Annotated in this window: 20 protein-coding genes and 2 tRNA genes; 7 read left to right on the top strand and 15 right to left on the bottom strand. The window is 55.5% G+C overall.

The genetic code is table 11. The features are described 5' to 3' along the window. The first annotated feature begins 28 nt into the window (after positions 1-28). Positions 29-105 (top strand) — tRNA-Arg (locus L53_RS14395). Here L53_RS14395 and L53_RS16890 read toward each other — a convergent pair. The 4 genes from L53_RS16890 to L53_RS14365 form a co-directional block, all read right to left on the bottom strand. Continuing rightward, a complete protein-coding gene (locus L53_RS16890) occupies positions 76-1,689 on the bottom strand; it encodes a recombinase family protein (RefSeq protein ID WP_084333503.1) in 1,614 nt (537 codons plus the stop codon). The genes L53_RS14395 and L53_RS16890 overlap by 30 nt on opposite strands. Before the next feature lie 3 nt (positions 1,690-1,692). Continuing rightward, positions 1,693-1,890, bottom strand: a complete 198-nt coding sequence (locus tag L53_RS14375; RefSeq protein ID WP_156947940.1) for a hypothetical protein — start codon at positions 1,888-1,890, stop codon at positions 1,693-1,695. A 110-nt stretch (positions 1,891-2,000) separates the two neighbouring features. Next, positions 2,001-2,705, bottom strand: coding sequence for a hypothetical protein (locus L53_RS14370; RefSeq protein WP_034816965.1), 705 nt, complete (start codon positions 2,703-2,705; stop codon positions 2,001-2,003). Positions 2,706-2,731: 26 nt separating this feature from the next. Further along, positions 2,732-3,484: a TetR/AcrR family transcriptional regulator gene (locus tag L53_RS14365; protein WP_034816962.1), complete on the bottom strand. Its 753-nt coding sequence runs from the start codon at positions 3,482-3,484 to the stop codon at positions 2,732-2,734. Between the two features lie 276 nt (positions 3,485-3,760). Here L53_RS14365 and L53_RS16605 point away from each other — a divergent pair, with 276 nt between their 5' ends. Together L53_RS16605 and L53_RS16600 are read left to right on the top strand one after the other, a co-directional pair. Further along, complete coding sequence (locus L53_RS16605) at positions 3,761-7,780, top strand: DNA methyltransferase (protein ID WP_156947939.1); 4,020 nt, start codon at positions 3,761-3,763, stop codon at positions 7,778-7,780. Between the two features lie 88 nt (positions 7,781-7,868). Then, complete coding sequence (locus L53_RS16600) at positions 7,869-8,912, top strand: HNH endonuclease (RefSeq protein ID WP_198019826.1); 1,044 nt, start codon at positions 7,869-7,871, stop codon at positions 8,910-8,912. Positions 8,913-9,229: 317 nt separating this feature from the next. Here the strand turns inward: L53_RS16600 and L53_RS17790 are convergent, their stop codons facing one another. The 3 genes from L53_RS17790 to L53_RS16885 form a co-directional block, all read right to left on the bottom strand. Further along, positions 9,230-9,787, bottom strand: coding sequence for a GIY-YIG nuclease family protein (locus L53_RS17790; protein ID WP_369794180.1), 558 nt, complete (start codon positions 9,785-9,787; stop codon positions 9,230-9,232). A 148-nt stretch (positions 9,788-9,935) separates the two neighbouring features. After that, entirely contained in the window at positions 9,936-10,286 is a 351-nt protein-coding gene (locus L53_RS17050; protein WP_156947938.1) for a hypothetical protein, read from the bottom strand. Further along, positions 10,264-11,151, bottom strand: coding sequence for a DUF2971 domain-containing protein (locus L53_RS16885; protein ID WP_084333501.1), 888 nt, complete (start codon positions 11,149-11,151; stop codon positions 10,264-10,266). The genes L53_RS17050 and L53_RS16885 overlap by 23 nt, the downstream gene beginning before the upstream one ends. 347 nt (positions 11,152-11,498) lie before the next feature. Between L53_RS16885 and arsB the strand changes: the two genes are divergently transcribed. Further along, positions 11,499-12,521: an ACR3 family arsenite efflux transporter gene (gene arsB, locus L53_RS14340; RefSeq protein ID WP_034816958.1), complete on the top strand. Its 1,023-nt coding sequence runs from the start codon at positions 11,499-11,501 to the stop codon at positions 12,519-12,521. 93 nt (positions 12,522-12,614) lie between these two features. Then, complete coding sequence (arsH, locus tag L53_RS14335) at positions 12,615-13,334, top strand: arsenical resistance protein ArsH (protein WP_034816956.1); 720 nt, start codon at positions 12,615-12,617, stop codon at positions 13,332-13,334. A 26-nt stretch (positions 13,335-13,360) separates the two neighbouring features. Here the strand turns inward: arsH and L53_RS14330 are convergent, their stop codons facing one another. The 4 genes from L53_RS14330 to L53_RS14315 form a co-directional block, all read right to left on the bottom strand. Beyond that, on the bottom strand, positions 13,361-14,419 hold the full coding sequence (locus tag L53_RS14330; protein ID WP_034816955.1) for a DUF6607 family protein: 1,059 nt from the start codon (positions 14,417-14,419) through the stop codon (positions 13,361-13,363). 270 nt (positions 14,420-14,689) lie between these two features. After that, on the bottom strand, positions 14,690-14,965 hold the full coding sequence (locus L53_RS17045; protein WP_051608008.1) for a MarR family winged helix-turn-helix transcriptional regulator: 276 nt from the start codon (positions 14,963-14,965) through the stop codon (positions 14,690-14,692). A 10-nt stretch (positions 14,966-14,975) separates the two neighbouring features. Further along, positions 14,976-16,967: a tetratricopeptide repeat-containing sulfotransferase family protein gene (locus L53_RS14320; RefSeq protein ID WP_034816953.1), complete on the bottom strand. Its 1,992-nt coding sequence runs from the start codon at positions 16,965-16,967 to the stop codon at positions 14,976-14,978. Positions 16,968-17,050: 83 nt separating this feature from the next. Next, a complete protein-coding gene (locus L53_RS14315) occupies positions 17,051-19,621 on the bottom strand; it encodes a TonB-dependent receptor (protein ID WP_034816951.1) in 2,571 nt (856 codons plus the stop codon). A 252-nt stretch (positions 19,622-19,873) separates the two neighbouring features. On the opposite strand from L53_RS14315, the gene L53_RS14310 reads away from it, so the two are divergent. Further along, positions 19,874-21,508: a BCCT family transporter gene (locus L53_RS14310; protein ID WP_084333499.1), complete on the top strand. Its 1,635-nt coding sequence runs from the start codon at positions 19,874-19,876 to the stop codon at positions 21,506-21,508. A gap of 15 nt (positions 21,509-21,523) precedes the next feature. Here L53_RS14310 and L53_RS14305 read toward each other — a convergent pair whose 3' ends face one another. The 4 genes from L53_RS14305 to L53_RS14290 form a co-directional block, all read right to left on the bottom strand. Further along, entirely contained in the window at positions 21,524-22,813 is a 1,290-nt protein-coding gene (locus L53_RS14305; protein ID WP_156947937.1) for a hypothetical protein, read from the bottom strand. Positions 22,814-22,932: 119 nt separating this feature from the next. Continuing rightward, positions 22,933-23,009: transfer RNA gene (locus L53_RS14300), tRNA-Arg, on the bottom strand. A gap of 68 nt (positions 23,010-23,077) precedes the next feature. Beyond that, entirely contained in the window at positions 23,078-24,031 is a 954-nt protein-coding gene (locus L53_RS14295) for a serine protease (RefSeq protein ID WP_034816946.1), read from the bottom strand. Between the two features lie 14 nt (positions 24,032-24,045). Then, the gene (locus L53_RS14290; RefSeq protein ID WP_034816944.1) at positions 24,046-25,026 is read right to left on the bottom strand and encodes a P1 family peptidase; all 981 of its coding nucleotides are present in this window, start codon (positions 25,024-25,026) and stop codon (positions 24,046-24,048) included. 80 nt (positions 25,027-25,106) lie between these two features. Here L53_RS14290 and ggt point away from each other — a divergent pair, with 80 nt between their 5' ends. Continuing rightward, positions 25,107-26,924 (top strand): gamma-glutamyltransferase, encoded by a 1,818-nt coding sequence (gene ggt, locus L53_RS14285; RefSeq protein ID WP_034816942.1) that lies wholly within the window; start codon positions 25,107-25,109, stop codon positions 26,922-26,924. Positions 26,925-26,929: the final 5 nt, after the last annotated feature.

Genomic DNA, 26,929 nt, shown 5'->3' with positions numbered 1-26,929 from the left:
TGGTTGCCGTATTCACCAGCTTCGGTTTGCACCCATAGCTCAGCTGGATAGAGCGCTGCCCTCCGAAGGCAGAGGTCAGAGGTTCGAATCCTCTTGGGTGCGCCATTCCTGTGCAAAAGCAGGCACTAATTCCCCGCTGGCAGAAAAAGACATAGCCTGATGGGCGATGGCATCCTTTGATCCGCTGATTCTGATCTGTTTTTCGCCAACCTCGATCTTGCTGACGAGTGTGCGGACATAGGCTTTGGCAAACTGGCGATTGTCCGGATTTCTGAGAGCCTGCGACACAGCATTCCCGAACTTCTCAACAACCTTGTCGCCAAGCTTATCGACAGGCGCACTCCGATCCCGATCCAGCAGCGCAATCTGCCGTTTCAGACGCTCAACTTTATCCTGTTGTTCGCGGATGTGTGCCGACAAGGTGCCATCCATCGACAACTCGCCAGTGCCAACCATCGTGTAGAGGTTCGTGACCTGGGCCTCAGCTTTCCGCTTCTCGCCATCCAGCTTTTTGCGCCGCTCTTTTGCAGAGCGTCCCCGCTCCTGAGCACGGGCAAGCAGCATTTCCGTCATCTTGCGAAGGCGCTTCGGTTCAAGGATTGAGCCTTCCAGCGCATCGATAACAATATCATCCAGTTCCTGCATCGGGATCGACACGCCCTTGCAGGCTGCTTGCCCGGCATCGGCTTTCCGAGAACAACGGTAATAGTGATACTGCCCGCTCTTGCCGGAGAGCTTGCGCATAGGTGCTCCGCATTCTTCACAAACTGCCAAAGCGGTCAGAAGCACGTCGCTCGAAACCAGCCTTGGAGCGGTCTTCATCGGATGCTGGCGATCCAGCTTTTCCTGCGCCTCATAGAACAGGACATCCTCCACAATGCGCGGCATCGGGAAGAGAACCCATTCTTCGCGAGGGCGTGGTGTCTTCCGGCGCGAGTCCGTCCGGTTGAAGTAGTGCTCGCCAATGTATGCCGTGTTTCTCAGAATCTTGTCGATGAACTGAACCCGGAACGGCTTGCCCTGACGATTTACGAAGCCTTGCACATTCAGGTAAGTCGTAATCCGCTTCACCCCCATCGGACCGGACGTGCCATCGCCCATGACGTAGAGTTTGAAGATCAACCGGACAGTCTCAGCCTCTTCGGGGTCGATCTCGATCTTCTTTTTGATCCGCGCGCCGCGCGTTTCGGCGGCATAGGTGCGGAACCCTAATGGCGCAGCGGCTCCATTCCAGAATCCTTGCTTGGCATTCTCGATCATGGACCGAGCGACGTGCTTGGCGGTTTCCTTGCTCTGGTACTCATCCAGCGCGCCAACCATTGTCGTCAGAATGTCTGCCGTTTCACCTTCGCCCAGATCCTGCGTGATCGAAACGAACCGGACGTGCCGTTCATCCAGAAGCGAGCGATAGACCAACAGGTCTTTCGTATTTCGGAACAGGCGGGACTGACTATGAACAAGGATGGCATCGAAGGGGTGATCCGGCGCAACGGCACGAGAAATCATTTCCTGAAACTGAGGCCGCTTGTCAGTGCGGGCACTTACCCCGGCATCGGTATAGACTTTGACGACCTCGTAGCCGTTCTGCTCGGCATAAGCCTCACATTGGCGAACCTGATCGGGGATGGAGAGTTCACCGGCGGCCTGTTTCCCTGTTGAAACCCGCACATAGATTGCCGCCCGCGTCATGGACTACCCCTCCATCAGTTCCTCAGAGGCTTCTGCCTCGTCCAGCAAGTCCCGGATCATAGCGGACAGATAGGTCTCGACAATCTGAAGTTCCGCTTCAGTGATGGGAATATCAGGGAAAACCTCTATCTCCACGCCGCGAGAGCCGGAAGCAATCTGCTTCCGGGCATCGGCTTTGCGGGGAGATTTCGTGGCTTTCAACTCTGCACTCTTGATCCGGACCGGCGGTCTGCCGGGCCAGTTCATGAGAGCAGAATGAGGGGGCGAGCGCCGCAAAAGGCGCTGGCGGAAACAAGGTAGGAAAGAGCGGGCTATTCCTGTGAGGGATTGGGGGCTTTCTGATTTAGTTTGGAAACAATCGTCCGCATGGCCGTGACAATTTCTGTTTCACCAATGTCAGGAATTATTCTCTCTAAGACTAATCGAACAAACTCAAAGGCAGGCGTTAGTCCGCTTCCCTTGTGATAATCGATAGTGAACTTCTGATCTAATAGCTCTTCCCACACATAAGCTAACCGCCGCACTAAACTCTCTAAGGTATGATTGGGTTTACGGCCTCTGGGAACAGCGGATTTTTCGAGTCCTAAATCTGTTGCGTACTCTAACAAAGATAAAAGCCGCTTGAGCTCTAAGAGATACGGCGTTCCGTTTGTTTTCTCAAAATCCGCAATCTCAGGAAAGTTCGTCTCCGGTAGAGGCGCATTCCTGTGAAGGGCTGCAAAGTGGAGATCCGAAGCAAGGTTGTCCTGGTCCTGTTGTTCCAGGAACGCACAAAATTCCGAAACAGTTTCCTTGAAAGACTTGTAATCAGCGGTAGCCGCTTTTCGGTTTGCTTCGTGAGAACCGAAAATACGCTGGTAGAAGGAATAACGCCGAACCGTACTTCTCAGATCCTTACGAACGTTATCTGAAAACGGTTGAAGACCTAATTGCTCTGCAATGTCATCCAGAACGGCATCTGGCAGAACGGTTTCTGGATCGAGTGGCGCTATATTGTCTGAAACATCGTTAGACATAACCGATCCCAACAAACTTTGCGGGATCAGATTTTCTTTAATCCGTTACTCGATCCCTTTGACTTCACCTTATCGGAATTTGGTTTGCGAAGACTTTCCGGATCGCGCGGAGATTTGGAGGGTTTGTTCTTGGGTTTAGTTGTGGAACTCCTTTTTACCGGAAGCGGTGTTACGTTGCCTGACTTTCCCGACAACAAATCTATGATGACTTGCTGAATTTCGATTTCTCCAAAATCAATTTCCGAATCTGGGAACAACGCAGCGTACGTAAGAACTGCCAATGCTGAATCGATAGCGGCAATCCTTTGCCGACGCTCTCCCTTTTTCGCATCTTCTAGCAACAACCCCGCGAGATGCTGAGAGACATATGCCCGGTATTCATCAAACGGCGTGCGGTGCCGTTCTGCCAAAAAGCCGAGTTTGACGGCTGTGCGAACTATACCATTAAACTCAGGATCAGAGAAATGCCGGATAAGCACATCTGACAAATTGGGTGCATAGAGAACGTCAGCTTGTTCTTGGAAAACAGATCTGGCCTCTGCAAACGTGTTTGCGATCACAAAATCTAAGAATGCGTCCTTATCCCTGAACCGGACGTAGAAGGCTCCAACGGATATTCCCGCAGCCTTCGACACCTGGGAGATCGACACCTGGTCCAAGTCATTCCGAGACAGAAGCGCACGCCCTTCCCGGTAGAGGGCAAGTGTCTTTGACTCAGCCAGACTGGCAACAATGCGCTTTCGGCCTCGGCCATTCGATTTCTTGAACGGAGGCACCATCTCGACCTCATTAATATAAAATAAGAATTCGTATTCTATTTATTTCGGGGTGCGATTCAAGGAAGTTGTGGTTCTGCTCACCTTGAAGCGGGCAAGCGGCCCTAGCTGTAATCAGGTTTCGCTGGGCTTCCGTCCGGCGGCAATCCCTCAATCTCGCCCACCTCTGGATCGTACTCCGCGAAAAGATCGCGAAGAGGCACATCCAGCACCTTCGCAACGCGTTCGAGCCCGCCCAAATAGGACCGATCAACATTCGCTCAGCCAGGTGGCTGAACCTTGAGAAATCTCAACGCTCAGGCGGTTCCGCCGTTCGATATGCTTATTGACCAAGGTCTCGAGCGAAACATGACTTTCCCCGTTGACGTTTCTTGTAAACACCCTATCCAAAAGAACAAATCAAGAAAAAATCGATTCGGATCGGAACTCAAATTGACGTTCAATAGTTTTCTTTCAATTCAAAGTCGCCGAGAAAATCTGGGCCTGAGTCAATCGGATTTAGCCACGAAACTTGGCGTCACAAAATCGCTCGTGAGCTTGATCGAAAGCGGCAAGAGGCAGCCAACACACGAACAAATTGATGGCCTGTCGCAGATTTTGATGATGCCCACAGACCTACTTTGTTTGGAGACAAGGAGACTGCCGACTGATGTCGAACATTACATTGAAAACAATACCGCGTCTGCCATCGCGATGGTGCGCCGAACCGCCGAAGACCAAATAGTCTGCCTCCCGCAGGCGCCTGCTAAGGTGTACTTGCCGACGCGTGACCGACCCAAGAAAGCACGAAGCCTACCCGAAAAAATTACTGTTGCAAAAACCTCTTCTGCCTACAGAGCTCACAGTTACCACACAAAGGTCCCGCCTGAAGCAATCACTCCTTTTATCGAAGCATTCACTCACAAGGGGGAGCTTGTTTACGACCCTTTTTGCGGCTCGGGTATGACAGGTGTTGCTGCGCTTTCGGTTGGGAGGAACGCGCTTCTTTCAGATTTGTCTCCAGCTGCTGTGCACATTTCAAAAAATTATACCACTCCTTGCCCGCCGGAAGACCTGGAGCGCAACCTTCAACTCGTGGCGGAACGCATTGGACCCACAATGGAGTGGCTCTATCGAGTACCTGGAGACACAAGAACTATCGAGTATACGACGTGGAGTGATGTGTTCTTGTGCCCTTCGTGCAAGCGAGAGATCTTGTTCTGGGACGTTGTACAGCGAGAAAAAAATCGAATCGGACGAGAGATCGAATGCCCACGATGTTCGTCCAAGCATGAAAAATCTTCTCTGAATTGGATTGGTGAAAAGCCCGTTGTGACTCATACGTCGGCCTCAGGGAGAAATATTCAATCTCATGAAACCACCAAAGCCGAACTGGATCTAATTTCCGCATCAAATCAGACACCTATTCCCTATTGGGTACCGGACGTTAAATTTACTAGCGAAAGGGAAATGTGGCGAGCGGGCCACCAAAAAATGGGGGTCAACAGCGTAACTGCTTTCTTCACTTCTCGGAACCTACATGCACTTGCTGCTCTCCGACATACGATTCTATCGATCGAAAGTGAGCGCGCCCGAGAAGCGTTGATGTTTGCATTTACAGCTTGCGTAAATCGAGCATCGAAGCGGTACCAGTGGAACGCGAAACGCCCTACAAATGTGATGACTGGAACGCTGTACATTTCGTCCCTTCGATATGAATGGAACGTATGGAGCCTATTTAAACGCAAAGCCGCCGACGCTCTGCGGTACTACAAGTCATTTCAACCAGGTGGCGTATATGCTGACGTGTTTCAAAGGTCGGCAGACGATATTGGTTGCGTGGCGGATGGCACGGTAGACATGGTTTTCATGGACCCGCCTTTTGGGTCGAACATATTCTATGCAGATGCTTCTCTGCTTTGGGAGGCTTGGCTGGGCCAACTCACCGATCAATCGGCCGAGATGGTCGTAAACAAGCACAGAAGCACAAGCTCAGGCGGCAAGTCACTGGCAGATTATGGCGAACTTATGCAGCGTTCTTTTGAACAAACTGCTAGAGTTTTGAAGCCTAGCGGTATGGCTGTGTTGGCGTTCTCAAACTCGAACGACAAGGTCTGGGAAGTTCTTCGCGAGTCGGTGCAAGCGGCCGGGTATAATATTCAAAGTGCGCACATTCTGAACAAGGGCCAGCCATCCATCAAAGGAGTCAAGGGCGTCAGCGGAAAAGAACGGGTTACCACCCTTGATCTGGTTATGTGTCTAGAAAAGAAGAGCAAGCTGACTCAAGTTGCACTGCCCGCTGCTTTAAAGGATGGCGATATAGAGGATCTGACTCGGTCCGCTTTTGAGGCCCCCACCCACCCTGAGGGCCTACCGCTGGACGAGGTTTATTCCCGAGTAATTCGCAATCTCTTGGAAAGGGATTTGTCCGTAATCGGCATAACAATGCCGAGTATCGAGAGTGCGCTGATTAAACTTGGAGCCAAAAGAGAGAATGGCAAATGGACGTATCTTGCTGCGCAAGAAGGTGAAAGTGACTCCGACTTTTTAGCAGGGTACTTGGGCTGTCCTGAAGCCTATCCCAAAACTTCGAACCCGACCGCACCATCTAAATCAATAGGGCCACTTTCCACAAAAGGGAAGAAGAATAGCACCTATTACACTGCCCATAGCTATCACACTAAGGTGCCCCCCGAAGCGATAACTCCATTTCTTGAGCACTATTCGAAGCCCGGAGACGTAGTGCTTGATTTGTTTTCCGGTTCAGGAATGACGGGTGTCGCGTGTGCACTGGCGGGAAGACGAGCAATCTTGAATGACCTGTCTCCTGCTGCAGCACATTTGGCCTGGAACCATACTCGCCCGTGTGACCCAACTGCATTGAAAGCAGCGTTCAATCGACTGGAGGCAGAGGTAAAGGAGGATTTGGACAGCCTCTACGCCACGGAATCGGATGATGGAAAGCCAGCGGTGCTTCGTTGGATGATGTGGAGCAGCAAACATCAGTGCCCACATTGCGAACGTCAATTTCTTTTGTGGGATGCAATTGACAAGAAAACCGGAAAAATAGGCACCACGTTGAATTGTCCAGATTGCGCTGTTGAGATCAAAAGGTCCGCGTTGGTAGATCTGGGGTCAGAGCCTTCATGGGTTTGCTATGCTAGTCCGAGCGGCCCCCTGCAGCAGCGTGCCCCGACTGCATTCGACATTGCCCAAGCAACTTCCACACACTTTGATGAAATAGACGCTTGGTACCCTACTACCAGCTTAGCCTCTGATCGAGAGATGCACATACGATGCGCGCTCCACCTGCGTGGCATTAACGACCTGAAAGACTTCTACACGCCCCGCAACCTCAAAGCTCTCGCCATTATATGGCGTGCCATTCTAAAGGAGACTGACGACCGCTTGAAGCGGGTACTTGCGTTCGCATTTACGAACACTGCCTGGCACGGCACCAAAATGCGTCGCTTCAACGCTCGTGGTGGTCAAAGACCACTAACCGGCACATTGTATGTGCCTCAATTGTCTTCAGAAGCAAACGTACTCGATGTAATGCGGAACAAGATTGGTCAACTTCAACGTTACTATCGCGCGTTTAAGCCAGAAGAAATTGAAGCCCCGACTATAATAACCGGGAGTGCTTCATCTCTGAACGGAATTGAAGACAATTCGATCGACTATGTGTTCACGGATCCGCCATTCGGATCGAACATCTTCTACTCTGATTGCAATTTTATTTGGGAGTCATGGCTGGGCAACTTAACGGATCCAGCTTTGGAAGCTGTCGTCAATAAGTCACTTGGCGTTGATCGAGGCGGCAAATCAATCGCGGACTACAAGTCGTTGATGTTGGCCTCAATGCAGGAGGCGTTTCGGGTCTTGAAGCCTGGCGGTTGGGCAACCGTTGTCTTCAACAACACGGATCCAAATGTCTGGGAGGCCATTCACCAAGCCGCAGAAGAAGCCGGGTTCCAATTTCACGAAGCCTCTTCGCTCGATCGGGCCCAACAAAGCCATAAGGGATACAAGGGACGCTCCGGCATGGAGGACGTCGCGCATTTTGATGTCATTTTCAATTTGCGCAAAGCCAAGACTAAAAATGCCAAAAGGAAGGCATTGAAAGCAAGGAGTTTCGACTTGGAAGCGGCCGTCAAAGAAATCGCGGACCAGCCGGAAATCGCAAACAAAGGGCTCCAGGGCATCTACGCGGAAGTGATGCGTCGGGTAGCATCATCCAATCCCGCAGTGGCATACAGTTATGCGGAGGTGAAAGATCTGTGGAACGCCATACAAGTCGAAATGGGAGTGGCCAAGTAACATCCACCTTCTGCGCTGATAAGAAATCGCGCTAAGAAAGAAAATTGACGCACCCAAGAGAATCACTGCGACTAACGCAATGGTTGCTATGACATCAGAACGCCTTCTCGCTACGCTCAAATCAGCGCTTCCCTCCGCGATGTTTGAGCCTAGTGAAACCGCGCCCAAACCCGTTGAATTTACGCTAGGTGATGGCCCTAAGGTCCGGCTGTATCTCTGGACCACAACACCGGACGCTTCAGCCACCGGCCGGCCTCCGGATGAGTACAAGATCCAGATCATTATTCCAGGATGTGGTGGCGGGAGCCCGCAACATTTCGATTTGGCAAATATTCCAACGTTTGTGTGCGGATTTAGTCCGCTATTTGGCATATTCACATTCTGGGAGGTTCAGTACCATCAAGATTGCGCCTATAGTAAAAACCTGCAGTTCAAAGGCAGTATGATTGAAGCCGCAACCATATCTGGATGGGAAATTGACACTCGAAAACTACATGGTGGTGCGGTCGAAGTCAGAGCAGCCATCCACCCAAATAACCTCGATAAATTCATACGTACATCCATCGAAGCTGATACTGCCGGAGTCGTTGGCGAGGATCGAGCTAAGTTCATTCTGTTGAAATCACCGGAATTGGAACAGGTGCTCACACCAAAGCCGGGCGAAGTCATCACGCTGGAAGATGTCGAGCGAAAGCGTGTAGAAATACAAGGAACCCGACTCCATCGTCACCCAAAATTTCGAAAGAATGTGTTGGCGCTCTACGGGAATAAATGCGCGATTTGTGGAGTTCAGCTATCCATATTGGACGCGGCTCACATCATTCCTGTCCACCATCCCAAAGGATCGGATGATGATTGGAACGGATTAGCTCTGTGCAAGAACCATCACGCGCTTTTCGATAGTAGAGTTATGATAATCGATGCTGATTTAGTCGTTCAGACTAACCCAGACGCAGTTTCCGTCCTAGCGGAAAAGAATTTGCTCGGAGGATGGGATACAACACTCAAGCCGTTTGTCGGAAAGACCATACAGATCCAACCAACATTTGCTGCAACCGATAAAGTCAAACTCGAGGCGTTCAAAAGTGCACTCAAGCTCAATTCTGCTTTTGGGATAGCCGCTCCCGACTAATTCACCCGCGTCTTCTCAAACTTGGCTGCCAAGCATCTTATCAATTATTCAAATACGAAACATTCTACCGTATACAGACTTAAAAATGGATAAACCCTCTTAGGGCTGCATGGCGACTACAATAAGCAACTCCTATAGCGATGCGACGGGAATAAGCGCTCGAATACCTTTAGCCCGAGATGCGTACTTTCCATGCTTCCACGCGTTTCGATTCCCAATGGGCGCGCCACTTCGCGTAGTAGGCGATCACCCCCCCTAGAAATTCACCTGACGCGATTGGCTACACGGAAGCAGCGTTTGTGCGAGGGCCTAAATTATCATGCAACTCCGCAAGCCTGTCTTAGCATTGTTCGGCGATCTCTCACGTCCTGCCGAAATGGATGAGTTCCTTTGCTGATGTTGAGTGGAGGGTTGAGGAATCTGATGACATCTGCTTCCGTCTTCCAAGGTCGTTCCGCCAAAGCGAACGTCACTCCGCAGGATGCTTCAATCCATCGTGATAGCGGTTCTTCCGAAACAAGCCGGGATCGATCACCCCCCTTAAGGGGCTGAAGCGTCAAACGCTCCATCAATAGAGCTGCAACACTCTGCCGGAAAGTGGAACTGCCAATACTCCCCCCAGTATGATCCTTAGCCAGACGGACCGCGATGTTTCGTCGGCTGTTTGGGTTGTTAGGCGAGATGCCGACGTAAAGTAGTGACCAGCCGGACTGCACAGGAGGCCTTTCCTCTAGCGGAATCTGCAGATCGGCATCTTTAAGTCTATCGCTGCGGCACCACCAAGCATAAAATCCTGGCGACGAGGGCGGCTGTGCCTGCAAGGGTGAAATAACCCTACCGGCCAGCAGCCGCGTGACGATTTCACCAGCTTCCATTTGAGGTTCCAATTGCTGGAGCGACGTTCTTGTTTTCGTCAATGTACCTAGATTCTGATATGTCAGCGCGTAAATCATTCAACGACATTGAGATAGGCGTTCCCATCTTCACCTTCACCGGTACGTCATTCCCCAATGTGGCGAGTAACTAAGCTGGTCTTCGCGCCAGATTGCTTCCGCGCTTAGGACGGGCCATTTCCTCTTGCAAATGTGGACAAGCAATTTCCGTCATTAGATCGGGATAGATGCACACGGCGTTCTGCAGCATGAAGTCAACCGCAGTCACTGTTCTTCCCTTAGTTGATAGTACAACTTCAAATCCGCAACGCGGGCAACTGACGGTATGTGTCATCATCTTTATGTTCCTTCGATGCAATGCCAGCAACGCTTCAAGCGTATAGAACAAAATATGAACAAGATCGATTGCATCGACAAGGGGAAGATGCCGGAAATTAGTAGAACAAATCAGTTCGTCCTTAGCCTCCATTGTCGAGGACATTCATTCTCTGCAAGAGTGCTCTCGGATTATCTGGAGTGATTTGTGGAATTCCGTTTTGCCAACGCGCTTCTGCCAGTTGAATATCTGTGTCGAGAAGATTACGCGCAATAGTGGCCAAATGTCCCCGCGCTATCTTTTCGCCGTAGACCACCCCCACCAAAGCCGCTTCTATTGAGACAAATAGCGCGGCATCGTGCTCGACTTCGTTTCGTACTAGTATTCGGTACTCACGTTCACTCTCCCAATCAGCATTCTTCTCGAAGAATAAACCGCGCCAATGCGTGTCGAAATGACGGTCCGCCGCTTGGCTGAATCCCTGTCGATTGAAATTGTCTTTCGAGATAGCGAAAGGATCTGTGGGACCAAGGGACGGAAGACCGGCGTTTTGGTAAGTCACTGGCCCTTTTACGACGATAGCCGCAGTTGCTCTCGCCAACGCCATTACCGCATCTTCCAAGGCGTTGCGCCGAAGCACTATGCAAACGCCTGTATGATTTTCGGCGTACTGAGCCCACATACGGGGACGCGCGAATCCACGTTCATGGAGCGCCAAAATTGGATTGGGCTCACTACCGTCTGGCCGCCGCCGCATGACCGCAGCCGGGGAATCGATAGTGAAGCTTGCGATGACGCAGGGACGGACAATTTCAGAATTTAATCGTGCATGCACATCGGCGTGATCGTATTCGGGTGTGATCGCTCCACTTCTGATACTGAACAGCCGAGTGCCCGCATCACGCGGATCATTCAGGTTTGAAAGAGGAGAAAAACGAAGCGTCTTATCTGGCAAAATATGATCAGCCGCAACTTCTGCTCGCGTGTAGTGATAAAGATATTCGTCGGGGTCTGTCAGAAATCCGTGCATCAATTGCAGGCCCTAAGCATCAGATTATTTTGGTTATCCAAGGTGGATTAAGCGGTTGTCGGATAGTTAGTCTTAGTCAGAAGCAGGCGCCATCTTCTTTAAAGTCAACCTTTCTGACTATTACAAGCACATAGCAGTGCCCACTTTCACCCTCTCCGGTGCGCCATTCCCCGTTTTCAGTCCCGGAAAATGCGCCGCCTCAAAACAGCGTTTGACGTGAAGCCCCCGCACAAATGCACTCCTGCGGAGCAAGAAAAAGATATTCGATGAATTATTGAACAATGTCGTATGCCGTACTAACTTGCCCATACCGGAACGCCGACAGGGCAAGACGCGGGGGCATACTCATGGGACTATTCGAAAGATACCTCTCTATCTGGGTATCACTCGCCATTGCGATTGGGATTGGCCTGGGGCAGATCGTGCCTGGCGCGTTCGAAGCACTTGCCCGTTTCGGATATGCAAATGTGAATTTCGCTGTCGCCCTGCTCATCTGGGCCATGGTCTGGCCCATGATGATCGGCGTGGATTTTTCCGCCATGCGCCGCGTCGGTGAGAAACCGAAGGGGCTGATCATCACACTGGTTGTGAACTGGCTTATCAAGCCCTTCACGATGGCGGCCCTCGGCGTTCTTTTTTTCCGCCATGTCTTCGCGCCGTTCATCCCCCCCGGAGACGCGGAAGGCTATATTGCCGGCCTCATCCTTTTGGGCGCTGCCCCCTGCACGGCGATGGTATTTGTCTGGTCACATCTGACACGTGGCGACCCGAATTACACACTGGTTCAGGTCAGTGTGAATGATGCGGTCATGGTGTTTGCCTTCGCACCGATTGTCGCTTTCTTGCTGGGAGTCACGGATATCGCCGTGCCGTGGGAGACGCTGCTCCTGTCGGTTGCGCTCTATGTGGTCGTTCCCCTGATGGCGGGGATTCTGGCTCGCAATGCCCTTAAGAAGCGCGGGGGTGAGGAATTGGTGACCGCCTTCACGCGCCGTATCAAACCCCTGTCGGTGATCGGCCTCCTAGCCACCGTTACACTCTTGTTCGGATTCCAGAGCGAAACGATCCTGGCGAAACCGATGGTCATTGCGCTCATTGCCGTACCAATTCTCATTCAGTCCTATGGTATTTTTGCACTCGCCTACGCGGCCGCCTGGGCATGGAAAGTGCCACACAAGGTCGCCGCGCCCTGCGCCATGATCGGCACGTCCAACTTCTTCGAACTGGCCGTCGCGGTGGCGATCAGCCTGTTCGGGCTGAATTCCGGAGCGGCGCTCGCCACAGTTGTCGGCGTGCTGGTCGAGGTGCCGGTCATGCTGTCGCTGGTAGCCTTCGCCAATCGCACCCGCAATGCGTTCCCGGAAACTTGAGAGAGCTCTCACGCAAAGCCTCAATTCTGAACGCGAACAGGTTTGCATGAGTGGAGCAATCAACTGATCTGCCCGAGAAAGACCAACACACAGATGACCTCCACGAATGACCTTCCTGCCCTTCACGAAGACAGTTTTCGCGAGACCGACCCAGACGCCCTCCTGACTCCTGCGCTCAGCACACACAAGCCACGTATCCTGCTTCTGCATGGTTCTTTACGGGAGCGGAGCTATTCCCGCCTGGCAAATGAGGAAGCCGCTCGCATTCTGGAAAAGCTCGGCTGCGAGACGCGCATGTTCGATCCCGATGGTCTCCCGCTCGCCGATGGGGCGGAGGACTCCCACCCAAAAGTACAGGAATTGCGAGACCTCGTCGTATGGTCGGAAGGAATGGTCTGGTGTTCACCGGAGCGGCACGGTGCAATGTCGGGAGTCATGAAAACCCAGATCGACTGGATTCCCCTCTCTCTCGGCGGCGTCCGCCCTACCCAGGGAAAGACACTGGCCGTCATGCAGGTCTGTGGCGGGTCGCAGAGTTTCAACGCCGTCAATCAGCTACGCATTCTGGGACGCTGGATGCGGCTCATCACCATTCCAAACCAATCGTCTGTCGCCAAAGCATTCCTGGAATTCGACGAACGCGGCCGCATGACCCCCTCGCCATATTACGACCGAATTGTCGATGTGATGGAAGAACTCGTGAAGTTCACGCTCCTGACCCGGGACCGTGCAGACCATCTTGTTGACCGCTATTCAGAACGCAAGGAAAGCCCCGCCAAACTGTCCGAACGAGTCAATCAGAAAAAGATCTGATCGCGGCATTCAAACCATAGACGAACTCAGTCTGTTTCGGCTGTATCCATGTCCGCAGGACGCAGCCGGTCAGCCAATGCGCCAATGTCGCTGGTTGTGAAATTTTCGATCAGCTGTCTGGCCTCCAGCACCGCCTCTTCGTTCCCCTTGCTGCCATCCGCCACTTCACCGGCGAGGGTCAGCAGAGGCATATAGAGCGCTTCGGTCTCGCCCTTGATCGTGACGGCAAATGCCTCGTTCTGATTGGCAATCCTGTCCCATTCTCCGCGAACGCCAGCCCAGAAGTCTGCGGTGCCGCTCCAGTAATCCGTTGCAATCTCGGTCTCGAAGTCGCTATCTCGGCGATATGTGTTCAGGCCGGTTTCACGCGCCAGCATGTGTGGCTGACTACCGCTCAGAACGAGCTTTCCATTGTCCTGCTCATGCACCCAACCCCAATCTGTAACGACGTGTCGGTTCATCGCATGGATGGCATGGTAATCATCGCGCGTGGTCATGTCGCGCCGCGGTAGCGGGCGCCATTCATGTGGCGGCTGCCATGTGGCAATCCCATTCTCATGCGACCATGTCGCAACAGCCCCGTATCGCGGCGCATCATCGACTTGGTAGACCGTCTGAGACCAAGTACCGCCTCGCTCGGATGCTGGAACGTCACGCCACTCCCAGGCATTTCCGCCAATGAATATCAGCACACGCTCAGGCTCATACTGCCAGTCCTGACGCCAGTGCTTGATCGCCATCTTGTGCTCGCCGCCTACGACCAGAATATGCTGTAGGCTGATGAAGTTTCCGCGATCCTCGACAACGAGGACCACTTCATCCCCACCAGACACTTTGCGAGGCTTCAGAAAATAGTCATCGTCGAAGGCGACGGTTTCGTTGAAGTCGAACTTCACCTTGTAGTTTCCCGCCATCGCCAGGATAGCTTCACGATCTGCCTGGAACAGAGGATCCCTCAAATCGGTCGCCGCAGGATGCGATATCACATTGGAAATATCAGACCGCGCCGGCAGCGTCGTACACGCAGCAAGCAATACGCCTGCCAGTACGGAAATGGAAAGTACGATCCGATTCGTCGCAATCATAGGGTGCCCTCATTCACGTCATCTGCCCGATGCGGGTAAGAGCGCGACCTAGCATTGGTGAAAATGATTTGCAATCGCAAACTTGCGTGTGACGCTTATCCCAGTTCTCCGACGTCCAAAAAGGGCGCAGCGTCGAGCTCTTCGGCATCAAGCAGGCCAGCCGCGCGCTCAAGAGCAGCTACCAGCATGGATTGTTGCCAGTCAGGGAGTTTGTCGAATCCGGCAGCGAATGTTTCGTGCAGCGGGTCGGGCGCAACCGACAGAGCCTCTTTACCCGCAGGCAGCAGGTTCAGCCAAACGCGCCCGACGCGCGATCAAGCCGCGTGCCTCCAGCTTGTCGACAAGGCTGGTGATGGTGGCATGCTTCAGCTGTGTTGCCTCTGCCACCCGGCCTGCGGAGATCTCGCCCTGTTCATTGAGCATGCGCAAGACCGTCATTTGCGACGGAGTCAGGCCCGCCGTCTGAGCCAGCCGCTTGGACGCCAGTTCTGTCATGCGCTGTATTTTACGCAGCGCGATCAAGGCATCATCGGACCGTGTGCTCACCTGGCGACTCCTATTGGGGCGCGAGGTCGGGTCCCAGCGCGGCTTTCAGTGGATCAAGGTGTGCCTCATAAGGGCGCCACTGCTCAACCCCGCTTTTATTGATCGGACGACGAACCTGCTCGGAGCTGGCCGTGCGCACGGCCCGGTCAGTCTTGTGAAAATCCACACAGGCCTGATCGAAGGGCAAGCCGCAATAGTCGAGAATTCGCCGCACCTGCCCTTCCAGGTCTTCCAGAACATCCTCGTGCTGAACGCGCAGGATTCGCCCTTCCGGAAGCACGCTGTCCCAATGCGCCATCAAATCAACGTAGCCGCGATAGTAGTTTCCGATATCACCCAGGCTGTAGGTGAACTCCTGACCTTCCGCGAAGAGTTGCTTGAAGCCCGACCAGCAACAATCCATTGGGTCGCGCCGCGCATCGATGATCTTGGCATTGGGCAGGATCAGATGAATCAGGCCGATATGTCGGAAATTGTTCGGCATCTTGTCAGTGAAGAAAGCCGCTCCCTGACGATGGATGCGTGTCGTCTCAATATACTCCTCGCCGAGCGCAGACAGCTCATCGGCCGGAAGTTCGTGCAGTATACGCGGGTAGCGCTCACGGTCTGTCAGCTGCTTGCGCCCCCGCAGGCGATGAGCAAGTGACAGGATATTGGGAAGCTCAAGCGTTCCGTCCACGTCGGGGTGCGAGGCGAGAATCTGCTCGATCAAAGTAGAGCCCGCGCGCGGCAGGCCGAGAATGAAGATCGGGTCAGGCGCGGAGCACCCCTTTCCGCCCTGGGCTTCGAACAGACCGGCCGTGCAGATTGCTTTTTGCGCATCAAATTCAGCATGCATTTGTTCGGTCGTGTAGCGCACCGTCTGATGCTTGAGCGCATTGCCCTGCGCGTAGGCGAGGAATGCAGCGTCATGATCGCCACGATCCTCATGGGCCTTGCCAAGCGCGAATGCGATATGAATGCGAGACATATGGTCAATATCAAGCGCAGCAAACTGGGTTTGCATGCGGGCGAGTTCCTCGTCGCCAAATGTGTAGGTCTTGAGATTTGCGAGACCGTACCAGGCATCCCCCTGCCCCGGCGCCACATTGGTTGCCGCCTTGTACGAACTGATCGCCTCTTCCGTTCGACCATAAGTTTTGAGCGCATGTCCCCGCGAGACAAGCGTCGCAGGATCACCGGGAATTTTCTGCAACACCCGTTCAAAATGGTCCAGCGCGGTTTCATAATCACCCGCCTGCATACTCTCGATTGCGAAATGCGATTGGAATAACGGATTGTCCGGATCGCGCGCCATCAAAACTCTGGCCTGCTCCAGCGCGTCTGCGAACTTCTGCCGTTTGCGTAGCGCCTGGATGTAGTCGAGTCGCAACTGCACATTGTCCGTATCGAGTTCGACGGCACTTTCCAGGAGGAATTCCGCATCTTCCTGAACACCAAGGCGCGAACCAATATCCGCCAGCAAGCGCATCCCTTCGACATGGGTCGGGTGCTTCTGGAGAAAGGCTCTGGCGATTTCCTCTGCCCGGAAGACGCGACCTTCATGAATATGATTCGTCACCGCCTGCAGCTCACGCGGAAGCGCACGCACGCGATCTGCCTGCGCGCGCGCATTGGTCGCCGCGTTGGCATGTCCTGCCTGAAGGTGCAGATCGGCAAGCGCCGACCAGCTGGCGACCAGAGCAGGATTGTAGCGAGTCGCGCGCTCATAGGCGCCAATCGCTCCGGACAAATCTCCCAGCTTGCGCTTGAGATGCCCCTCTTCCTGATAAGCGCGGCCGAAATCCGGTGAGACCGACTTCAACGCGTCCAGATGCGCGAGCGCGTCCGCGCTGCGTCCGTCATAGCGCGCGCAGACTGCCGCCATGTAGAGCGCATCCTTATGAGTCGGCTCACCAGCAAGAAGCGCATCGGTGATCTGTCGGGCGGCCGCAAAATCGCCAGACTGTATGGCTTTTTGCGCGTCCCGCAGGGCGAGGTCCGAATCAGCGATAGCGGTCATCGTGGTGGCTGAAGCTCCCGTCAAATAAAAGCAGCGCCCTGAACCTGTCAGGGCGCTGCTTCAGTATCAAGTAGACGTATGTCCTAGTAGTCGTAGGAGACGCGAATACCGATCGTGCGGGGACGCATCGGCGTGATGCGCTCGCGGTCGTAGACGAAGCTGCCGCTGAGTTCAGCATACTCGTTCGTCAAATTCGACGCGAACAGTTCAGCGCCCCAATTGTCAGCCGTGACACCCAATGTCGCGCCGAGCGTAACATAGCCATCAAGATCCATCTTATTGATTTCGATGACATCGCTGACGGAGTCATCCGAGAACACGATCTGTGGCATGACGTGCGCTGTAAGGCGCTGACCAGCCACCTCCTGCTCGAGGTCCCACTCATACCGGACACGCAGATTGCCCTGATAGGCTGGCGCAAAGGCAAGGTCAGAGCCTTCCACAACATCATCTGTCGGCACGAGCACTTCGGTGATCTCGGTGTCGAGCAGCGAGAACGCACCCGCAATCGTCAGGCCGTCTACTGAGGCTGGCGCCCAAGTGAAGTCACCCTCAAGCCCCTGGATTTCAGCATTCGCGGCATTGTCGGAGAAGAACAGGTTCACGATCGACGGATCGAAGATCGTTGTCTGCAGGCCTTCAATATCGACGAAGAAGGCCGAGCCGTTGAAGCGCAGGGAATTATCGAACAGCTCGGTTTTCCAACCCAGTTCGTAATTCTTCACTTCATCGGTATCGACTGCGTACGGCACGGTATAGCCACCGGGGCCAGACGCGCCGCCCGGACGGTTGAGCAAGCCAGCGCGGAACCCTTCAGAATATGTCGCGTAGAACATGACATCTTCGGTAGGCGTCCATTCCCCGGTCAGCTTGTAGATCATGCCATCGGTCGAAGCCTTGTCCGGCGCGCCAGCCGGTCCATTCGGACCATAAATGGCCGAAATGTTCGTACCGAACACTTGCTGGTCAGTATCTGCGAACAGGTTGAAGAACGACGAGTTGGCACTTCCTTCAAGGTCGACTTCGACGTCATAGTATCGTGCGCCAGCCGTGATGGCGAACTGGTCAGAGATGTCGAAGGTGGTCTCGCCGAAGAGGCCCATCTGCTGATCGGTGCGCAGAATATCGTTTCGGAAGATAACGCCTTCCGGGAACGGGCCGGCAACGCTGTAGTAGCCAGGGGACGCACTGCCGATTTCGCCTGTTACGTCCGTTTGCGTCAGCGGATAGTTCGGGGCAAAGCCGATCGATCCATCCGTATAGGCCACCTGCGTTGAGCCCGGATAGACGAAGTCATTACGCTCAGCCAGCTCCAGATCGCTGTAGAAGGCGCCGAAGGTGGCGCGCCAGCGATTCTCGCTCGGCGTATTGAAGCGCAGCTCATGCGTCTGCACTTTCGTCTCACTGTGTGAGTTCACGAACAGGTTCGGCGCGTAGCAATTGCCCGTCGGCGCACCCGCCGGATAGGTGACCGAGTAGTCACAGATATAGTATGGCAGGTACTGGCCAACAAACAGGTAGTCGGAATAGTCAACCGTCTGATCGGTTGTGCGATCCGTGTACGCACCGGTGTACAGCGCTTCAAGCGCGCCGATACGGCCGTCGAGTGTCCAGGACGTATTGTGGAACTTGTCCTCAATATTTTCCGGCGTGAAGCGAACGATGTCGTAATCATCGAGATCTGGATCGGCGGCAAACACGCCATCCGATTCAATCTGCTGTTGAGCATGCGTGATCAGCAGGTCCCAGTCTTCATTGATCTGGTACATGCCGCTCAGCCGGAAGCCCTGATACGTCACATCATTGATGTCATTCTCGACAATATTGCTGTTGTTCGCGTCAACAAAATTGACGCCAGACAAATCAGCGCCTGCCTGGAAGCCCTCGCGCTGAGCGCTGACCGGCACGCCATTGGCGCGCACAGTGCCTTCGGAGCGAAACCGGGCGGAGTCACGCACGGACAGAGTGCCACCGACATTGTCAATATATCCGCCTTGAGTGTCATTATAGATGACCCCGCGCAGCGCCAACTTGTCATTGACGGGCACGTTGATCATGGCCTCGACACTGTTGCTCATCTCACCGCCATCAGTGAACGAGGTGGACGCATTGAAGCCGGCGTCAAAGCCGCTGAAGGACGGCTTGTTGGTAATCATGCGGACCGTACCAGCCTGCGAGCTTGACCCGAACAGCGTGCCCTGCGGTCCGGACAAGACCTCCACGCGCTCTATATCCGCCGCATATACGTCCAAATTCCGGCCCGGTTGGGCCAGCGGCTGCTCGTCGAGATAAAAGCTGACATTGGGTGCGAGACCAGCGACGCCGGCAACCGTCAGGTTTGGCGTAGTGGATGCGAGACCACGAATATAGATGGTATTCTGGCCGGGGCCGGAACCACCTGCCGTAACGCCAGGCAGCTGGACAAGATAGTCCGAGAAATTCTTGACGCCGAGCTCTCTGAGCTGTTGCTCGCCGAGCGCCGTGACTGCGACGGGCACGTCCTGCGCGCTTTCAGAGCGCTTGGTCGCCGTGATGGTCACTGTTTGAAGCCGTTTCGCGCTCGATGGTTCCGCTGGAGCGTCCTGCGCCAATGCAATCGGCGCGACCAGTCCAGCCATCGCAATCAGCGAGGCCCCGTACTTGAGTCTATTCATGTGTGTTCCCTTTGGGTCGTCTCCAGCCATGGCGCGCCAGAATAAGCGGCGCGGCTCGGTACACATGGCTGCTCGATGGTTCCGAAGTACATTTTTATTTCGATGATAGAAAGGTTTCGCCCAGCTATTCGTCGGGTAACTACGGGAATCTTATGCAAACTGTTGCATCAAACCCTCACTCTTCACGATGGCGCGGACAGTTTCCTCAGAACAATGCTTTGATAATCGACGTATTTGCGGCACAAGCCCGGCATGGACACACAAGCCCCCGACACGCCGTCAGACCTGATTCCCGAGGACGAAGAAGCCCTTTTTGTCTACGAAACCGATTACGAGATCGGGCAGGACAATATCGAGGTCGCCGGGCTGAATATTCACAATCCTGTTTTCTTCCTGAGCGCCGGACTGATCATCGTCTTTTCCGGCCTCACGCTGCTCTTTCCGACAGTTTCGGCGGAGTATCTGACAGCGGCCCGAACCTGGACGCTGCAAAGCGCTGACTGGCTCTTCGCACTCACCGCCGTGCTCGTATTCGGCTTCTGCATCGCGCTCACCATCAGTCCACTAGGAAAAATCCGGTTGGGCGGACCGACCGCGACACCGGACTTCAGTATCATGTCCTGGGTGGCGATGCTGTTCGCGGCCGGCGTGGGTGTCGGATTCATGTTCTACGGCGCAGCCGAACCGCTTGCTTATTATACTGACTGGTATGGCATGCCGCTGAATGCCGAACCGCTTTCAGCAGAAGCGGAACGGCTCGCGTATAGCGCCACGATCTTCCATTGGGGGCTCGCGCCCTGGGCGATCTATGCGATTGTCGGGCTCGCACTCGGATTCTTTGCGCACAATAAGGGCCTGCCTCTCAGCATCCGTTCGGCTTTCTATCCTTTGCTCGGTGAGCGGGTCTGGGGCTGGCCGGGGCATATCATCGACCTGTTTGCGGTTGTCTCGACTGTGTTCGGCCTCGCAACGACCATCGGCATCGGCGCAACGCAGGCGACCAGTGGGCTAGCCTACTTGCTCGGCTTTGAGCCCAATGTCGGCATCCAGATCCTGCTTATTGTCGTGATGACAGGGCTTGCAGTCCTGTCCGTTCTTCGCGGTCTTGATGGCGGCGTCAAACTGCTCAGCAATATCAATATGGGCATCGCCTTTGCCCTGCTCGTCTTCGTGATCATTGCCGGACCAACCATCCTGATCTTTACCGGTATGGGCCAGAATTTGCTCGCCTATATCACCGACACGCCCGCCCTCACCAACTGGATACGGCGGCCGGACATCGCCTGGTTTCATGACTGGACCATATTCTATTGGGCCTGGTGGATTTCCTGGTCGCCCTTTGTCGGCATGTTCATCGCCCGCATTTCGAAGGGGCGGACAGTGCGCGAATATTTTGCGGTCGTTCTGTTTGCACCCGTCACAATTGGCATCATCTGGTTTACCGCGTTCGGCAAAACTGCGATCGCCCAATTCAAGACCGGCGAAGGCGAACTCGGCGAGGGCATGGGCAGCGCGTCTCTCGTCCTGTTCCAGATGCTGGCAGACCTGCCCTTCTCGGCTATCACGTCAGCCGCAGCCATCCTGCTGCTGGTCGTCTTCATCGTGACCTCGGCAGACTCCGGCGCACTGGTCGTCGACACGATCACCAGCGGCGGCAAGACAGATTCTCCCCGGCGCCAACGCGTGTTCTGGGCCTGCTTGATCGGCCTGACAGCATCGGCCCTGCTCTATGGCGGCGGCACGGATGCGCTGCAGTCACTGCAGGCGGGCACAATCACGGCGGCCCTGCCGTTTACGCTGATCCTGCTGACCTGTTGTCTCAGTCTCTATATTGGCATGCGGGACGAATATCGCAGCATGAACCAGAGCGACGCGGCGGGGTTCTAACAGCCCGCCCTGCACTCAACAGTTCTTCCAGATGTCTCGGCAATAACTTGTATACACCCAGCCATTGATATTCACGACGGCCCTGTGGTCCTGCCCCGTTGCCCCTTCACCCGGAAACCAGCCAGCATGGCCGTAAACCACCTCGCCTGTGTCCAGCAGCAGGGTCACGACATGGCCATCGAAATAGTATTGCCCCGCAACGGGCCCTTCTGTGCCGCCACCGGGAAGAGATGACGCGCGCACATGCCCGGCCATAAACCGTCCATCCGGCAGGAAAAGGATGTCCCGCGGCTGAAGCTCGGACAGGGGAAGGTTCCCGGTTAAAACCTCATCGAAGCGCGCCCGGCCAATACCGATCCGCAGGTCCAACAACTCCCCTTTTGCAAACTTCCGATAGGTTTCGGCCTTTCGGTAAGTGAAACGCCCCCGCTCGAAGGAAGCGCCCGTCCAGTCCGAGCTTCTTGAAAGACTCTTCATGTCCAAATCATCCGCAGATCCGCGCCAGAAATACCGCTCGCATCCGAGCATGACCTTCCACGGTGACTCGACCTCATAAGGGTCAAATAGCGCCGCATCCCAGTTGGTGCAGGTGATCGCGCTTGCAGCAAAGTCCTGCGATCGCTTCGGGAAGAGCACCAAAGTCTGGGTTTCGTCCTTGCCCGCAAAGCTGACCGCGTCGAAGCCGCCGCTGTCGATCATGCGCACCATGCCAACCGGCTTGCGATCCGGCGATACACGCTTTCCCAGCCCCTGAGCGCTCATGGCGGCCCGCACCTGGTCGCCCGTCATGCCGGCTTCGGAAACCTGAGCGCGGCCCATCAGGTACTCTATGACCTCCTGCATGATTTTATTGGACAGCACGGAAATACTCATCGTCGATGGCCCGGACGGCACGCCACCCAGTATCTTGTCCTCCTTGACGGCCTCATCAAGAATCAGCGCGCTTTGCAATCCCCCCGCTTCCCAATGCCCCATCGAGAGAAGGGTGCATCTGGCGACCGGTCCCCCGCTGCGCGCGGAGAAGCCTGCGAACGAGGTTTTTGTCTCGGCATTCGCCAAGGATGGGCAATCGGCCCGCCCGGCGAAAAAACCCTTCACATATTCAAACTTTTCCTCATGCGTCAGGTTTGGCCGCACATCGCTGACGATGCCAACATTGATTCCCGGCAGGTCCGGTCGTGTCAGATAGATACTGTTGGGGGAAACCTTGACCGTCCATCCGGCCATTGGAATGTCCTGCGCACTCGCCGTCGGCAAGGCAGTGGCGAGCACGGCCATTCCAGCCGCGACACAAAACGAACGCATAAGAGTCCCCACACTTAGTTGCTTGTCGCAACAGTGTTCAACACGCGCGCGAACAGGGTCAACCCAATCCCCCCGGAAAAACCGAAAGGGGCTCGGTTCAAATGTTCAAGGAAGGAAAATGGCACACCCGGAGCGATTCGAACGCCCGACCCCCAGATTCGTAGTCTGGTGCTCTATCCAGCTGAGCTACGGGTGCCTGCCGTTTGGAAGGCGGACACATACAGTGAGGAATCGGGGGATGCAAGCCTGTTTGCCACGCAACTGTCATTCCTCTGCAGTGGCGGCATCACCGGCAGGTGCAATCCCCGTTACAGCGCTGATCCAACCCGAATATGCGCTGACCCGCATATAGATTCCCGGACTGTCCGGCCGGGCACATCCCAGTCCCCAGCTCACCACGCCTATCTGGACCGGGCCATGCTCATAACTGCGCAGCATGAGTGGTCCGCCGCTATCGCCCTGACACGAATCCACGCCTCCTGCGCCCGCGCAGATCTGCGTCTGGGGATCTACCGCCACACCAGTCAGTTCGTCCTGCAACCCATACTCGGAAATGCGTGCGGCGGTTTGCTTCTGGCATGTCTGCGCATCGACCAAGGGCACATAGCCCTCCTGCAAAATCAGGCTCGGCGCGGTGACATGGCGACCCGTCCGACTGGTTCCAGCTTCGCTGCGAGCGGTTTCGCCAACCTTGCCATATCCTGCCACGAGCGTGTCGGCATAGGACCCCGTCATATCAATGGCTGTCGCCGTCAATCCATCAAGCGACGCTACTTCACCTTCCCAGCGGCCTTCGATACGCAACAAGGCCAGATCATGTCCTCGCTCGGGATTGCCGGAATCATAGTCCGGATGAACAACGATCCTGGAGACCGGAAACAGTGCGCTTGATGGCACATCCATCAACGAGCCGCGACCTATCGCCAGCCCGACTGGCCCAAACCGCTCCATCGTGCGACCGGTTGCATCTGGAAAATACTGGACTGCACGCCCGTTGCTCTCGACGCGAATTCCTTCAACACAATGTCCCGCCGTTATCGCCCATTCCGGAGAGATCATGGTTGCGCCGCATTCGTGGAACACGGACCGTCCTTGCAGGGCCTGCAGCGACGCCATGCCGGGCCAATCCGCAGGATCTGCTTCCTGACCACCCACAACACAGGCCGTGGCCAGCGCCAGCAATCCTGCTCCAATTCCGATCTTCCACCCGCGCTGCATACGCCTGTCCCTCATCAGCGATTGGCTTCGTACACCCCCCGTGCAATGGCCCGGGCGAGTGTGGAGGCGGCCAATTCTCCGATCCTCGCAATGAGTATGGCACGCTTCTCCTGCGAGGCAATCTGGCCTGACGACATTACGAACAAGGCATCTCCATCAAACGGCGCAAAGACTGGCCGGATGGCTCGAGAGAAGCCGGACAGCGCCATCTGCGCCACCCGCTTCGCTTCACTCGCTGTCAGAATCACATCCGTGGCGATGCAAGCGATGGTCGTGTTCTGGCCGAGCGCCGGGTTGGACTTCGCAGCGCCCCAATCCTCTGCATCGGCGACATAATCTCCGGGTGGACGCTGGCCCCCGAATTCCCCATCAATCTCAAAGGGCCACGACCAGAACGCTTCTGTGCCGGGCATGAAGACTGATCCGAAACAGTTTACCCCGGCCAGCGCGCCAACGGTTATACCGTCATGCGTCACGATACTGGCAGAACCGGTCCCGCCTGCAAACGCTCCCGCCCGCGCACCATAGGCCGCCCCGGCCTGACCAAGCACCAGCTCTGTGCCACGCGAACGATACGCCGCCAGGCCGAGGGCCGCATAAGGAGAAACTTCGCCCCAGTCCTTGTCGCCACCATTGGAAAGATCATAGAGGATCGCCGCTGGCACAATCGGCGTTCGCGGCACGCTCGTTAACGGCACGAGCGCGAAACCGCGCCCCTCCTGCTTCAGTCCTGACGCCACGCCGTCTGCCGCTGCGAGACCGAATGCGCTGCCGCCGGAGAGACAGACCGCGTCGATGCCATCGACCAGCATGCCCGCCGATAGAAGGTCGGTTTCTCGCGTGCCGGGCCCTCCGCCGGACACTGCCACCGCCGCGATCGCAGGTGCATCCGGCACGATCACGCTGACACCTGAACGGACACTGGCATCCTCAGCCTGCCCAACCTTTATGCCGGGCACGTCCGTAATGGTATTTCTTGCGCCTGGTTTTGCCATAAGCTGCGGCCCTGTCTTTCCCTTGTGAGGCATGTTTCATAAGGTCTGCTGCAACACACGCCAAGCTGAAGGGGCACTTTATGAGCCGTTTGCCGATTCTCCTCGCCTGTATTGGACTCTCCGCCTGTGCGCCGGGCGACGATAGACCGTTCAACGCGACCGAAGAAGCGAGCCGCGCTGCTGAGGCTGCCGCCCAGTCCGTAGAAGAAGGTGTCACTGCGGCTGAAGCCCCAGCCACGAACGCCTGGACGAAAGGCGCCATGGTCGCCGCAGCGGACCCTCGCGCGGTCGAGGCGGGTCTCGAAATGTTGCGTCAGGGCGGATCGGCGATTGATGCGGCCATCGCCGTGCACTCAGTGCTTGGATTGGTCGAACCTCAAAGCTCCGGCATCGGCGGTGGTGCCTTCATGGTCTACTATGATCGCGCCAAGGACGAGATAACCGTTTTTGATGGACGCGAAGTTGCCCCCGCATCCACGACACCGGACCATTTCATGAAGGATGGCAAGCCGCTTGGGTTCCTTGAAGCCTGGCAGTCCGGCAAGGCCGTTGGCGTGCCCGGCCAGATTGCGCTCTACAAGACTTCTCACGAAGCGGCTGGCAAACTCGAATGGGACGCCTTGTTCCAACCAGCCATCAAACTGGCTGAAGATGGGTTCGAAGTCTCACCACGCCTTGCCGGCCTGCTGGCCAATCCGCGCCTGCGCGGCGCAGTACGGCTCGACGATCTGCCTGCCTCATCCGAGTACTTCTATCCGGGTGGAGAGCCGCTGCCCGTGGGATTCATCCGTACCAATCCGGACTATGCCGCGACATTGTCTGCCATCGCGGATTCCGGACCAGCCGCTTTCTACGAAGGCGACATTGCACAAGCCATCGTGGACGCGGTCAACGGGGATGCTGTTCCGGGCGATATGAGCCTCGAAGATCTTTCGACCTATTCCGTCAAAGTCAGGCCAGCCCTTTGCGGTGATCGGGCAGATCACTATCGCATCTGCTCGGCACCACCCCCCTCTTCCGGGGGCGTGACCCAGAGCATGATCATGGGACTCTATGATCTGCTGGAGCCAACCGACGAGATGAGCATGACCGAAGAAGGCTATCTGAAAGCCTTCGTCGACGCCCAGCGCCTCGCCTATGCGGACCGCGACCATTATGTCGCCGATGCCGATTTCGTCCCGGTGCCCTCAAAAGACCTGATCAATCCGGCCTATCTGCGTGTCCGCGCAAAGGAAGCCTTCGCACCGGATGCAACCACCTTCCCGGGTGATCCCGGCATTGCACTTGGACGAGACCCAATCCGCCCGCTCTGGGGAGAAGACGTCACCGAGCACGCGCCCGGCACCACGCACATTTCGATCGTGGATGCAGATGGCAACGCCGTGTCGATGACCGCAACGGTCGAAGCAGCTTTCGGCTCCTCCCTTATGGTTCACGGCTTCATGTTGAATAATGAGCTGACAGATTTCTCCCGCGAACCGACAAAAGGTACCAAGCCCGTCGCGAACGCACCCGGCCCATTGAAACGGCCTCGCAGTTCGATGTCTCCAACAATCGTCTTCGATCCGGATGGTGACCTGTTCATGGTCACCGGATCACCCGGCGGCAATTCCATCGTCGCCTATGTCTCGAAAACGCTTGTTGGGGTTCTTGAGTGGGGCAAGTCAGCTCAGGAAGCTATCGAACTGCCAAACATTATCGCGCGCGGCGATACGGTAGGTGTGGAAATCGATGTTCCAGGCGGCATGGAAGCCGCCGAAGCCCTGCGTGAAATGGGATATGATGTGGAAGAACGTGAAGGCGAAAACTCCGGCCTTCATGTCATTATTGTGAGGGAGGATGGCCTGGAAGGCGGCGCCGATCCGCGCCGGGAAGGCGCTGCGAAGCGTCTGGATTAGGCTCC

The organism is Hyphomonas sp. L-53-1-40, from assembly GCF_000682775.1.
Taxonomy (GTDB): domain Bacteria; phylum Pseudomonadota; class Alphaproteobacteria; order Caulobacterales; family Hyphomonadaceae; genus Hyphomonas.
Note: the sequence above shows the minus strand (reverse complement) of the source record. Positions and strands in the feature narration are given on the sequence as shown.

Coding starts and splice junctions, on each gene's coding strand:
- L53_RS16890 (WP_084333503.1), bottom strand. CDS start 1,689: ATGACGCGGGCGGCAATCTATGTGCGGGTTTCAACAGGGAAACAGGCC.
- L53_RS14370 (WP_034816965.1), bottom strand. CDS start 2,705: ATGTCTAACGATGTTTCAGACAATATAGCGCCACTCGATCCAGAAACC.
- L53_RS14365 (WP_034816962.1), bottom strand. CDS start 3,484: ATGGTGCCTCCGTTCAAGAAATCGAATGGCCGAGGCCGAAAGCGCATT.
- L53_RS16600 (WP_198019826.1), top strand. CDS start 7,869: ATGACATCAGAACGCCTTCTCGCTACGCTCAAATCAGCGCTTCCCTCC.
- L53_RS17790 (WP_369794180.1), bottom strand. CDS start 9,787: ATGGAAGCTGGTGAAATCGTCACGCGGCTGCTGGCCGGTAGGGTTATT.
- L53_RS17050 (WP_156947938.1), bottom strand. CDS start 10,286: ATGTCCTCGACAATGGAGGCTAAGGACGAACTGATTTGTTCTACTAAT.
- L53_RS16885 (WP_084333501.1), bottom strand. CDS start 11,151: ATGCACGGATTTCTGACAGACCCCGACGAATATCTTTATCACTACACG.
- arsB (WP_034816958.1), top strand. CDS start 11,499: ATGGGACTATTCGAAAGATACCTCTCTATCTGGGTATCACTCGCCATT.
- arsH (WP_034816956.1), top strand. CDS start 12,615: ATGACCTCCACGAATGACCTTCCTGCCCTTCACGAAGACAGTTTTCGC.
- L53_RS14330 (WP_034816955.1), bottom strand. CDS start 14,419: ATGATTGCGACGAATCGGATCGTACTTTCCATTTCCGTACTGGCAGGC.
- L53_RS14320 (WP_034816953.1), bottom strand. CDS start 16,967: ATGACCGCTATCGCTGATTCGGACCTCGCCCTGCGGGACGCGCAAAAA.
- L53_RS14315 (WP_034816951.1), bottom strand. CDS start 19,621: ATGAATAGACTCAAGTACGGGGCCTCGCTGATTGCGATGGCTGGACTG.
- L53_RS14310 (WP_084333499.1), top strand. CDS start 19,874: ATGGACACACAAGCCCCCGACACGCCGTCAGACCTGATTCCCGAGGAC.
- L53_RS14305 (WP_156947937.1), bottom strand. CDS start 22,813: ATGCGTTCGTTTTGTGTCGCGGCTGGAATGGCCGTGCTCGCCACTGCC.
- L53_RS14295 (WP_034816946.1), bottom strand. CDS start 24,031: ATGCAGCGCGGGTGGAAGATCGGAATTGGAGCAGGATTGCTGGCGCTG.
- L53_RS14290 (WP_034816944.1), bottom strand. CDS start 25,026: ATGGCAAAACCAGGCGCAAGAAATACCATTACGGACGTGCCCGGCATA.
- ggt (WP_034816942.1), top strand. CDS start 25,107: ATGAGCCGTTTGCCGATTCTCCTCGCCTGTATTGGACTCTCCGCCTGT.